The sequence below is a fragment of the Fluviirhizobium alvei genome, assembly GCF_030551875.1.
Lineage (GTDB): Bacteria > Pseudomonadota > Alphaproteobacteria > Rhizobiales > Rhizobiaceae > Rhizobium_E > Rhizobium_E alvei.
The window spans coordinates 18,089-30,113 of record NZ_JAUOZU010000022.1 but is presented as its reverse complement, the minus strand read 5'-3'; the positions used below and the strand labels follow the sequence as shown (position 1 = coordinate 30,113).

The 12,025-nt window shown below is 61.8% G+C and carries 10 protein-coding genes; 5 read left to right on the top strand and 5 right to left on the bottom strand.

Going from position 1 to position 12,025, the window contains the following annotated elements:
• Position 1 precedes the first annotated feature (1 nt).
• Positions 2–1,447, top strand: a complete 1,446-nt coding sequence (locus Q4481_RS23015; RefSeq protein ID WP_304378765.1) for an aldehyde dehydrogenase family protein — start codon at positions 2–4, stop codon at positions 1,445–1,447.
• A 62-nt stretch (positions 1,448–1,509) separates the two neighbouring features.
• Here the strand turns inward: Q4481_RS23015 and Q4481_RS23010 are convergent, their stop codons facing one another.
• The 5 genes from Q4481_RS23010 to Q4481_RS22990 all read right to left on the bottom strand — a co-directional run bounded on the left by Q4481_RS23010 (position 1,510) and on the right by Q4481_RS22990 (position 7,335).
• Positions 1,510–2,562, bottom strand: coding sequence for an MBL fold metallo-hydrolase (locus Q4481_RS23010; RefSeq protein WP_304378764.1), 1,053 nt, complete (start codon positions 2,560–2,562; stop codon positions 1,510–1,512).
• A 172-nt stretch (positions 2,563–2,734) separates the two neighbouring features.
• Positions 2,735–4,123, bottom strand: a complete 1,389-nt coding sequence (locus tag Q4481_RS23005) for an NAD(P)/FAD-dependent oxidoreductase (RefSeq protein WP_304378763.1) — start codon at positions 4,121–4,123, stop codon at positions 2,735–2,737.
• Between the two features lie 106 nt (positions 4,124–4,229).
• The gene (locus Q4481_RS23000; protein ID WP_304378762.1) at positions 4,230–5,009 is read right to left on the bottom strand and encodes an AraC family transcriptional regulator; all 780 of its coding nucleotides are present in this window, start codon (positions 5,007–5,009) and stop codon (positions 4,230–4,232) included.
• 132 nt (positions 5,010–5,141) lie between these two features.
• A complete protein-coding gene (locus Q4481_RS22995; protein WP_304378761.1) occupies positions 5,142–6,299 on the bottom strand; it encodes an iron-containing alcohol dehydrogenase in 1,158 nt (385 codons plus the stop codon).
• Positions 6,300–6,594: 295 nt separating this feature from the next.
• On the bottom strand, positions 6,595–7,335 hold the full coding sequence (locus Q4481_RS22990; protein ID WP_304378760.1) for a FadR/GntR family transcriptional regulator: 741 nt from the start codon (positions 7,333–7,335) through the stop codon (positions 6,595–6,597).
• Between the two features lie 169 nt (positions 7,336–7,504).
• On the opposite strand from Q4481_RS22990, the gene Q4481_RS22985 reads away from it, so the two are divergent.
• The 4 genes from Q4481_RS22985 to Q4481_RS22970 are packed head-to-tail and all read left to right on the top strand — an operon-like array spanning position 7,505 to position 11,971.
• The gene (locus tag Q4481_RS22985) at positions 7,505–9,331 is read left to right on the top strand and encodes an acyl-CoA dehydrogenase (protein ID WP_304378759.1); all 1,827 of its coding nucleotides are present in this window, start codon (positions 7,505–7,507) and stop codon (positions 9,329–9,331) included.
• Between the two features lie 30 nt (positions 9,332–9,361).
• Positions 9,362–9,868: a MaoC family dehydratase gene (locus tag Q4481_RS22980; RefSeq protein WP_304378758.1), complete on the top strand. Its 507-nt coding sequence runs from the start codon at positions 9,362–9,364 to the stop codon at positions 9,866–9,868.
• Positions 9,865–10,755 (top strand): SDR family NAD(P)-dependent oxidoreductase, encoded by an 891-nt coding sequence (locus tag Q4481_RS22975; RefSeq protein ID WP_304378757.1) that lies wholly within the window; start codon positions 9,865–9,867, stop codon positions 10,753–10,755. Before Q4481_RS22980 ends, Q4481_RS22975 begins: the two co-directional genes overlap by 4 nt.
• Positions 10,756–10,768: 13 nt before the next feature.
• Complete coding sequence (locus tag Q4481_RS22970) at positions 10,769–11,971, top strand: acetyl-CoA C-acyltransferase (protein WP_304378756.1); 1,203 nt, start codon at positions 10,769–10,771, stop codon at positions 11,969–11,971.
• Positions 11,972–12,025: the final 54 nt, after the last annotated feature.

Sequence of the window (12,025 nt, the reverse complement as noted above, 5' to 3'; positions counted from 1 at the left end):
CATGGACCGCAAGCTTTATATCGATGGTCGCTGGTGCGATGCCATCTCCGGTGAGACAGCCGTGATCCATGATCCGGCCACCGGTCAACCGGTCGGCACGAGTGCGATCGCATCCGCTGCCGACGCTGACCGTGCCGTACAGGCCGCACGAAAGGCCTTCCCGGCCTGGGCCGCCATGCATCCTGACAAACGCGCCGAGATTCTTCATTGCGCCGCAGATCTGATCGCCGAACGCATCGATACGATCGCCGACATTCTGACCCGCGAACAGGGCAAGCCGGTGCCGGATTCCAAAAAGGAAATCGCCTTCGGGGTCGAGGTCATCCGTTATTATGCCGAGGAAGGCCGCCGCGTCGGCGGCTCTCTGCGCCCGGCCTCGCGTGGGGATATCCGCAACCTCGTCACCTCGCACCCGGTCGGCGTTGTCGCCGGTATCATCCCGTGGAACTATCCGGTCGATCTCTATGCTTGGAAGGTTGCTCCGGTTCTGGCTGCAGGCTGCGTTCTCGTGGCCAAGCCGCCGCATGAAACGCCGCTCGCGATCGGCATGGTCGTACGTTGCTTCGAGGAGGCCGGCCTTCCGGCGGGCGTCCTCAACGACATTCCGGGCACCGGGCCAGAGGTCGGTGCGGCCCTTTCGGCGCATCCCGACGTCAATATGATGACGGCGACCGCGTCGGTTCCGGCCGGTCAGGCGATCATGCGGGCGGCGGCTGGCAATCTCAAGCGCCTGTCGCTCGAACTTGGCGGCCAGTGCCCGTTCATCGTTCTCGACGATGCCGACCCCGTCGAAGCGGCGGCGGCAGCAGCGCGGCGGTCCTATTCCAACATGGGGCAGATCTGCATTGCCGTGAACCGTATCCTGGTGTCGGAAAAGATCCATGATCGTTTCGTCGAGGCGCTTGTGGCGGAAGTCGCCAGGATCAAGCCCGGCCATGGCGTCGACCCCGGCGTACTTTACGGTCCGGTTTTGAATGATTCCGTGCGTCAGCGGGTCCGGCGCCATGTCGAGGATGCGGTCCATCGCGGCGCGAAACTCCTGACCGGCGGCGATAACCTCAAGGGTGACGCCTTCGATCGCGGCTTCTTCTTCGATCCGTCGATCGTCGACGATGTGCCGGACGGGGCGCTTGCCGTGACCGAAGAAACCTTCGGGCCGCTTGCGGCGATCCGCCGGGTTCGGAACGACGCGGAAGCGCTTTCGGTGGCCAACGCGCTGCCGTTTGGCCTTGCGGCCTACGTCTATTCCGGTGATCTCGAACGGGCCTGGACGCTGGCTGAAAAGATCGAGGCCGGCGCGATCGGCGTCAATGTCAACGATACCAGCGAGTTGCAGGCGCCGTTCGGTGGCTGGAAGATGAGCGGCATCGGCCGCGAACTCGGCCCGGAAGGCCTGCACGCCTTCCTTGAGAAGAAGCATCTCAAATTGCGGCTGCGCGGCGCCTGATACCATCGGCGGATTAAGCATTATGATGCCCGACCCCCTGTCTGAGGGCCGGGCATTTTCACTCAGGCGGACAAATTGACGATCCGGGCGCCGTTGCGTTCCGTGCGGATCTCGCCGCGACGGATCAGCCGGTTCACATGCGCGATCGCCTCGGTGAAGGCGAAACTCATTTCATGCGGATTGAGGCTGCGATGGAAGAGAAACGGCACTAGTTCGGCAACCGTGTGCGGGGCCTTCGCGCAAGCCGCGCGAATGGCATCGCAGCGTTCCTCATGGTGCCGTTCCAGTTCCTCGCAACGCTGTTGCAGGCCGATGAACGGCCGCCGGTGCCCTGACAGGACGAGCACATCTTCCGGCAGGTTGGCGCGCAGAAAGCGGAGCGACCGGAGGAAATGGCCGAGCGGATCGCCATTCGGGTCGCTGGCATAGACGCTGATGTTCGGCGAGATCTTTTCGATCACCTGATCGGCGGCAAACAGTAGTTTCTCATCCTCGCAATAGAGCATGATCTGCTCAGGCGCATGGCCATCGCCGCTCAGGATGCGAAAGGTGCGGCCACCGATATCGATCACGTCGGCCATCAGCAGCCGGAGATACGAGCCGGGCAGGGCGTCGACCATCTTGAGATAGTCGTTGCCCTGAATGGCGACGATACCTGCACCCTCCTGGCTCATGCCATGGCTGGTGTAGAAATCGAAATGCTGGCGCAGGAAGGCTTCGTCACGCGGAAAGGAAATCAGGAGACTTGCGGCATAGCTCGAATAGCTGGTCAGCAGCGGACAATCGAAACGTTCGCAGAGCCAGCCCGCAAGGCCGATATGGTCGGGATGATAGTGGGTAACGATGACACGGCTGATGCGGCTGCCCTTGAGAGGACCTTCAAAAATCCGCTCCCAGGCTGCCATGGCAGCTTCCGTCTTGATGCCGGTGTCGATCACCGCCCATCCATCGCCATCCCTGAGCAGGTAGATATTGACATGGTCGAGCTGGAACGGCAGCGGAAGCCGGGTCCAGAGAATACCGTCTGCGATTTCAACGACATTCCCGAACTCCGGCATGACGGCATGTGGAAAGACGAGGCCGCGTCCAGCATCGGGAACCTTACCTTGGCTCATGGTGTTTCCTTCTCCAAAGGCGGCCGTCAGGTCAGGGGCGAGAAACGTCCCTGCCACGGCTCATGACCGCTCCGGCCGGGGCGGATCTTGTTTTCAGGGCTACCATCCGCATATTCGCGGGTAAAAGCAACGATACCTGGAGCGTTTCCCCATCGAACGGGGTCGGTTCGGATCAGCCGATCAAGAGTTCCGGTGCCACCGCACGGCTGACGCCATCGGCAACCGCAATGGCGAATTTGCGGTAGGTTGCCGGGCTTCTGGGATTGGCCAGCACCCGGTCTTCCCAGGTGAAGGCATTGACCACGGCGCTATAGCCGAGCCAGCGGAAGGGTTCGGGTTCCCAAGCCTTCAAGGCCTCATCGAGGCTTTTGTTCCGGATTGCCCAGGGCGCTCGCGTGAGGAGACTGTCCTCGCCGAGGATCAGATCGGCCAGCGTGCGGCCCGCGAGGTTGGATGCGCCGACTCCTTCGCCGCCATAGCCGCCGGCAGAGGCGATGCCCGATCGGTGATCGGCGAGCATGAAGGGGCGGAAACGACGCGTCATGCCGAGATTGCCGCCCCAGCCATGGGTGATTTTCACTCCGGCGAGTTGCGGGAAGAGTTCGGTGACCAGCCGACGGCGATAGTCGATTTCCTGCTGGCTGAGGGTGAAATCCTGCCGCAACTTGCCGCCGAACCGGTAGGAGCCGCGGGCACCGAACACCAGCCGGTCATCGCGCGTACGATGGAAATAGGTCACGACCCGGCTCATTTCATGCACGGCCTCGCCTGCCGCCATGCCGATTTCGTTCCAGAGATCGGCGCCCAGCGGTTCGGTTGCCACCTGCAGGCTCTGGACGGCGAGCTGGTAACGACCGAGCGGCGCAAGTTCCGCCGCATGACCCTCGACGCACGGTACGACCCATTTTGCCCGTACGCGATGGTCGTGTGCCGTCAGTTCGCCGGATGTCCAGGCGGAGACGGGGCTGTTTTCATAAATCTCCACCTGCATGCGTTCGAGCGTTTCGGCGAGACCGAACACGAGTTTGGCCGGATGGATCGTGGCGCAATGCGGCGAAAAGATCGCCCCCTCGACATTGTGGATGCGCACATGGCGGGCGATTTCCGCTGGTGTCAGGAAGCGGTTGTCCTCATCGGTCAGGCCGCGGGACCGATAGAATTCCAGCTCTGCGGCCAGCCTGTCGGCCTGTTCCGGATAGCGGGCCGCGCAGGTCAGCATGCCGCCCTTGCGGAAGCCGCAGTCGATGCCTTCGCGGGCGAAAACATCGCCGGCCTCATCGGGGATCGAGCTGACGAGGTGATGGAAGGCATGCCGGTCTTTTTCCGGCAGCGCTGAAAGGAAGGCGAATTCGCCCAGCATATGGCCCATCAGCCAGCCGCCATTTCGACCGGAGGCGCCAAAGCCGAGATGCCGTGCTTCAAAAAGCGCGATCCTGAGATGCGGTGCCTTGCGCTTGAGATAATAGGCTGTCCAGAGGCCGGTATAGCCGGCGCCGATGATGGCGACATCGACCTCCATGTCGCGCTCGATGGCCGGGCGGGACGGCAAATCGGAGCCCATCTGCTCCATCCAGAGGCTGACCGGTGTGTTCTGTGCGGAAGGATACTGGTTCATCATGGGCGGCAGGATAAAACGGTTTTCCTCTCCTGTCTTGCCTGCGGGTCCGTCAGGAATCGCGATCGCGCGTGCCTGCAAGCCAGGCCTTGGGGGTGGTTCCGAACCGGTCGCGGAAGGCGCGATAGAAGACCGAGACCGAATTGAAGCCGGAAGCGAAGACATGTTCGTTCATCGGCTGTTCGGGACCCGCGCGCAGACGCTGGCAGAATTCGTCGAGACGAGCATGGTTGAGGAACTGGTAGAAGCTCTGGCCGATCTGGCGGTTGAGCAGGTAGGAGACCTGGTTCCGGGTATAGCCCAAAACGCGCGCGACCGTCGTAAGATCGAGATCCGGATCGAGGAAGGGACGGTCCTTCTCGAAATACTGGCTAAGTTCGAGCATCATCAGTTCGAGGCTGCGTCCGGAAAGACCGAGACGCGGTTCGCCGAGATGTTCGTCCTCGGTCTGGATGCGTGACGCATATTCGTTGACGCGGCGGACGAGACCGTCGGCAATCGTGATCGCTTCGCAGACCCGCAGGGTCGCATACTGTCCGCGCTTGAGCGGCAGCCGAGCGAGATATTGCACGAAGGCGGTATCGCCATCGACGCGAATGCGATCGGTATAGGCGAACTGGCCTGTTTCGGTGTCGGGCAGGGCGTTTTGTATATAGTCGCGCAGGTCGTCGCGTGGAATCTGGCGATTGTTGTGGAAGTCGAAATACTCGATCTCGGGATGAAAGAGCGCCAGGATCCCCTCGACATCGCGGGCAATCCAGCATTGGTGGTAGCGCTCCACCACGCTTGCGGCCGGGTGCTCTTCGTCGGGTCGGTTGGCTATGGCTGTCATCGGCTGGCTGGTCGGGTCGAATTCAATCGTCCATGCCTAAGCCAAGCGCAGCGCTCGGTCCATCCTGTCGTCAGGATGAAACGAAGAAACCCGCCATCTGGCGGGTTTCAAGAATGATTCCGGATCTGGCAATCAGAAGGCCGCGCGGTAGATCGCAAGCGCATCCTCTTCGGTGAGCGGGCGCGGATTGTTGACGAGCAACCGCGTCTGGTTCATCGCATCGCGGGCGAGCTTCGGCAGCCAGTCCTCGGTGATCTTCATCTCGCGCAGCGTCTGGGGCAGGCCGCAATCCTTCGACAGCGTCGCCAGACCATCGCAGAAGGCGGCAACCCGCTCCTGACCCTGAAGCTTTGAAAGCTCGGGGAAGACATGCGGTGCCAGATCGACATAGGACTGATGGGCGGTCACCGCGTTGAAACGCAGCACATGCGGCAGAACGAGCGCATTCGACAGGCCGTGCGGAATGTGGAAATGGCCGCCGAGCGGATAGGCGAGCGCATGGACAGCCGCCACCGGCGAATTGGCGAAAGCCTGCCCGGCCAGCATGGAGCCCAGCAGCATGTCACCGCGGGCAGCTTCGTCACGACCGTTGCGGACAGCGCGCAGCAGCGCCGGTGCCATCAGTTCGAGTGCCTGGATGGCGAGCGTCCGCGACAGCGGATTGTTGTTGGCATTTGCCGAGGCATAGGCCTCGATCGCATGCACCATGGCATCGATGCCCGTCGCTGCCGTCACATGAGGCGGCAGGCCGAATGTGAGTTCCGGATCGAGAAGGGCGACATCCGGCAGCAGAACCGGCGACACTACACCCATCTTCTCTGAAGTGCCGGTGGTGACGATCGAAATCGGCGTGACTTCCGAGCCGGTGCCGGATGTGGTTGGAATGAGAACCAGCGGCAGACGCGGGCCCTTGGCCTTTGCGACGCCATAGACGTCTTTCAGCGTCTCCTTGCCGACCGCGAGCAGCGCGACAAGTTTCGCGACATCGAGTGACGAACCGCCGCCGAGGCCAATGACGCCATCGACTTTGTATGCGCATGCAATCTCTGTCGCTGCCTCAATCACTGCTTCCGGCGGATCGGCCTGCACATCGGCATAAAGGCTCGGCTCGACACCGGCCTCTTTGAGGATGCCGAGTGCGCGTTCGACGATGCCGGTTGCCACCATGCCTGGATCAGTCACCAGCAGCACGCGCTTGCCCATGCTGGAGAGAACGAGTTCGCCCAGTCTTGCGAGCGCGCCATGGCCGAACTGGATGCTTTTGGTGGTATTGAAACTAAAGGAATTCATATGCTTATCTCCAATAGAAGTCCACCAGCACTCCGCGTGATGAACGAACCCGTCGAGGATCGCCGCAGAAACGGTGGCATCGGCTAAGCCTGTTTCGCCTGTTATCCGAAGATCCCGATGAAGGCGTAAACCGGCCGGAATGGGCGATCGTCACCCAGGTGTTCCGAACATTTCTTTTAAGGCAGGATCGGGACGAGGCCAAGCCTTCCCGACAGAGAAGTTTGAGATTCATGATGCTGTAGTGCTCGAAACTACAGATGTGAATGCGTATTCAATTGTGTGCGCTTGCTGCTTCTCAATCCTGTTCGCGATGCGCCACCGGTTCATCGACATCGAAGCCGCAATGATCATAGCCGCGGCGGAAATCGGCAATATGCCGGCGCATCCAGGCTTCGGCCTCGACAGCGTCGCGCAGCTTCATCGCCTCGATGATCTTGCGATGCGCATCGATCAGACGCCGGGGACCGGTCAGCCGGTTGCCGGGATGGTCGAACAGCCGCGACAATGCCGGATAGAAGAGTTGCGATATCGGCTCGCGGGCGAGCAACAGCGCCTTGTTGCCACCGATCTCGGCCACCAAAGTGTGGAAGGCGATATCGAGGGCGATGATCGACCTGTCCTCGGCGAAAGCCTTTTCCATGGCGGCGAGATTGTCTTCCAACGCCTTGATGTCGGCATCGGTCACATGCCTGGCGGCGCGGTCTGCTGCGGCCGGCTCGAGCGACATCGACACTTCCCAGAGTTCGCGGAAGGTCACGCGCTGCATGATGAGCGCGCGCGTCGCACGCGGTGCGGATTCGGCATAGTGCGGCTGTTTGACAAACAGGCGCCGCCCGGCCTCGCGCCCCACCAGTCCGCCTTCTTCGAGGATGCGCAGGCCTTCGCGAACCGTATGGCGCGTCAGGCCAAACTGCTGCGCCAGCTCGGTTTCGGTCGGCAGCTGGTCGCCGGGACCCAGCCTGCCGGTCATGATCTCCTTTTCGATGGCCTCGCAGACGGTACGGTAGGCGGGCACGATCTCCAGTCGATCGAACATTGCGGCGGGTCACTCCTGTTGACGGCTGAGGGTCTGATAGCATCCGGGTTGCAAAAATGCAATTGTTGGCTTGTTGAACAAACGAACATCGGCTATGACCTTTTCCCATTGAGAGGATTGGCGATCGATTGCCTGGCGTATCGTGGCATTCGACGCGAGGAGGCGGTTCATGGGTCAAAATGCAATCGATCGGGACAATCTCGATTTCCTCGTTTTCGACTGGTTGGGGCTGGAGGCGCTGTTTGCGCAGCCCCTGTTTGCCGATCACAATCGCCAGTCGGTCGCAGCGCTGCTGGATCTGGCGGAAAAGCTGGCTGCCGATCGTTTCCTGCCGGTCTACAAATTGTCCGACCGGGTCGAGCCTGCATTCAGCGATGGTGAAGTGACCGTTCTGCCCGAGATCGCGGCTGCACATATCGCCTATGCCGAAGCCGGCTTCATTGCCGCCCCGTTCAGCGCCGAACTCGATGGGCTCCAGGTTCCCGAAACGGTGCAGACTGCGGCGATGGCGCAATTCATGGCCGCCAATGTCGCTGCCTCCGCCTACGGTATGCTGACCACCGGTAACGCCCGCCTGTTGGCGAAATATGGCACGCCGCTGCAGATCGAGCATTTCGTGCGGCCGCAGCTTGCGGGGCAGGCGACCGGCACCATGTGCCTTTCCGAACCGCAAGCCGGTTCGTCGCTCGGTGATATCCGAACCCGCGCCGTGCCGGATGGATCCGACGCGCTCGGCGCGCGCTTTCGGATCATCGGCAACAAGATGTGGATCTCCGGTGGCGATCACGACATCACTGACAATATCGTCCATCTTGTGCTGGCGAAAATCCCGGAAGCGGATGGAACATTGCCGGTCGGCACGGCGGGCATTTCGCTCTTCATCGTGCCCAAATGGCTCATCGATGCCGAAGGCAAACGTGGCGATCGCAACGACGTGATCGTCGCCGGCCTCAATCACAAGATGGGCTATCGCGGCACGTCAAATTGCCTGCTCAATTTTGGCGAAGGAACACGCTTCCGGCCGGAAGGGCAGGCCGGCGCGATCGGCTATCTGGTCGGGGAGCCCGGTCAGGGGCTCGCCATCATGTTCCATATGATGAACGAGGCGCGCATTGCGGTGGGCCTCGGGGCGGCAGCAATTGCCATGCGCAGCCATGCGCTCTCGGTCGACTATGCGCGTGAACGCGCCCAGGGGCGGACGTCGCAACAATCGAAAGAAGCCCCGCCAACCGCGATCATCGAACATCCCGATGTCAAGCGCATGCTGCTGGCGCAGAAATGTTATGCGGAGGGGGCATTCTCGCTGGTGCTTCTGGCATCGCGCCTAATCGACGACCGGACCGGTGCAGCCGACAAAGCGGCCTTTCAGGATGCGGACCTGTTGCTCGGGCTGCTCACGCCCATCGCGAAGACCTGGTCTTCCGAATGGGGTGTGAAAGCCAGCGACATCGCCATCCAGATCCATGGCGGTTATGGCTATACCCGCGATTTCGATGTCGAACAGCTTTACCGTGACAACCGCCTCAACCCGATCCACGAAGGCACGACCGGTATCCAGGGCATCGATTTTGCCGGTCGCAAGCTGATGCGCGAGGGCGACCGGGCGCTCGATCTGCTCGAATCCCGAGTTCTTGCGACTTGCCGGTCCGCGTCCGATCTGTCCGGGCTTGCCGTCCATGCCCACCGGCTTGAGAAGCTGTGGCGGCAATTCCACTCGGTCGCGAAGGCGTTACCGTCTGTCGATCGCGAGGCGCTGCTTTCCAACGCCACCGAACTCACCGACGCTTTCGGCCATATCGTGGTGGGCTGGATCTGGCTCGACCAGACGGTCCTGATCATGGGTGACGCAGCCCGCTCCGAAAGCCGTCTGGCCGCAGGCAAACGGGCGGCCTGCGATTATTTCTACAATCATGAACTGCCGCGCATCACCCAGGTTCTCGAACTGGCCCGCTCGATGCCGCGGGTGATTGCCGATACGCCGTCATCGGTCTTCTGACGGCCGCAATGGCCGCACTCTGAGAGGAGAATGGATTTGTCGACTGTTGCCGTAAACCCGCCCGGCGCCCGAACGATCGCCGAATTGCAGGCGCTCGAAGGGCAAGTGGTGGGCATCTCGCCCTGGATCAGCGTCGATCAGGCCCGCATCAACGCCTTTGCCGATATTACCGAGGACCACCAGTTCATTCATATCGATCCGGTGCGGGCGGCGCAAAGCCCGTTCGGCGGCACGATCGCGCACGGATTTTTGACGCTGTCGCTGATGAGCCGGATGGCCGAAACGGCTCTTCCCGCGATCGCGGAGGCGTCTGCGACCGTCAATTATGGCTTCGACCGGATCCGTTTCCTGTCGCCGGTTCCGGCGGGATCCGAGATCCGGGGCAAGTTCCAGCTCGACAAGGTAACGCCGAAAGCCGGCGGGCAGACCCTGTTTCAATATTCGGTCGATGTGGAAATCAAGGGAGCATCGCGCCCGGCGGTGGCCGCCAACTGGCTGATCCTGGCGCTTTCCGACAGCAAGGAGAATGAAGAATGACGGATTTCAACGGCCGTGTGGCCATCGTGACGGGTGCCGGCAACGGATTGGGACGCAGCCATGCGATGGGCCTCGCCAAGGGTGGCGCCCGCGTTGTCGTGAGCGACATCAGCCAGGCGGCGGCCGAACAGGTAGTTGAAGAGATCCGTTCGCTCGGTGGCCAGGCGATCGCCAGTGCCGCCGATGTCGCCAATATCGACCAGGTCAAGGCGCTGGTCGAGCGGGTCGGCAAGGAATGGGGCGGCGTCGACATTCTCGTCAACAATGCCGGCATCCTGCGCGACAAGAGCTTCGGCAAGCTTGAGCCGGGCGATTTCGAACTCGTCATCAAGGTTCATCTCATCGGCAGCTACAACTGCACCAAGGCGGTGTGGGACCAGATGCGCGAGCGCAATTACGGTCGCATCGTCTTCACCTCGTCGGCTTCGGGCATTTATGGCAATTTCGGCCAGACCAACTATGGCGCGGCGAAGGCCGCCATGGTGGGGATGATGAACTGCCTGCATCTCGAAGGCGCCAAATACAATATCCGTGTCAATACGCTGGCGCCGACGGCCGCGACCCAAATGACGGCCGGCCTCATTCCGGATGAGGCAGCTGCCCTTCTGTCACCGGAAACCGTTACGCCGGCCGTGCTCTATCTGGTCAGCGAAAATGCGCCATCGCGGATGATCATGGGCGCGGGCGCCGGTGTCTTCGCCGTCACTCAGATCTCAGAATCCGAAGGTGTCTTCCTGCCGGAATCCGAACGGACGGTGGAGGGCATTGCCCGTCATATCGAGGCGATCGCGAGCCAGGCGAATGCCCAGCCGATCGTCAATGCATTCGACCAGACCCGCAAATTCGTCGATATTGCCGCCCGCGCCCTTGCGGCCGGAAAAAACTAGGAGGAGGACTGACATGGCAGATGCTGTAATCGTATCCACCGCGCGCACGCCGATCGGCAAGGCCTATCGCGGTGCCTTCAATGATACCCAGGCGCAGACGCTGGGCGGCCATGCCATCCAGCATGCCGTGGCCCGCGCCGGCGTCGATCCCGCCGAAATCGACGATGTGATCATGGGTGCGGCCCTGCAGCAGGGCTCGACCCATATGAATGTCGCCCGCCAGTGCGCCATCAGGGCCGGCCTGCCGACCTCGGTGGCCGGCATGTCGCTCGATCGCCAATGCGCGTCCGGCCTGATGGCCATCGCCACCGCCGCCAAGCAGATCCTGCATGACGGTATGACGATCACGGTCGGGGGTGGTGTCGAATCGATCTCGCTCGTGCAGACGCCGAAGATGAATCTCGATCGCTACCGCGACCCGTGGATCGTCGAGCATCGCCCCGACATCTACATGACCATGCTGGAAACCGCCGAAATCGTCGCCGATCGCTACGGTATATCGCGCGAAAAGCAGGATGCCTATTCGCTGCAGTCGCAGCAGCGCACCGCAGCAGCGCAAGCGGCAGGCCGTTTCGATGCCGAAATCGTGCCTTTGAAGTCGGTCATGAAGATCAAGGACAAGGTGACCGGCGAAGAGAAAAGCGTCGAAGTGACACTTGATCGTGACGAGGGCAACCGTCCGGGTACGAAACTCGAGGATCTCGCCGGCCTCAATCCGGTCTTCACCGGCGGCATCAGCTTCGGTGCCGGCAAGTGCATCACCGCCGGCAATGCCTCGCAGCTTTCCGATGGTGCGTCCGCTGCTGTTCTCATGGATTCGCGCGAGGCGGAAAAGCGCGGGCTCGCGCCGCTTGGTATTTATCGCGGCATTGCTGTTGCCGGTTGCGATCCCGACGAGATGGGCATCGGCCCGGTCTTCGCGGTGCCGAAGCTTCTCTCAAAGCATGGTCTCAAGGTCGAGGATATCGGTCTCTGGGAGCTCAACGAGGCCTTTGCCGTTCAGGCGCTTTATTGCCGCGATCGCCTGGGCATCGACCCGGACCTCTATAACGTCAACGGCGGTGCCATCTCGGTCGGCCATCCGTACGGCATGTCCGGCGCCCGCATGGTCGGCCATGCGCTGATTGAAGGCAAGCGCCGCGGTGCCCGCTATGTCGTCGTCACCATGTGCGTGGGCGGCGGCATGGGGGCGGCTGGCCTGTTCGAGGTCTGCTGAACTAGAGGATTTCCAAAAATGCGAAGGCCGCCATCTCGGGCGGCCTTTTCCTGT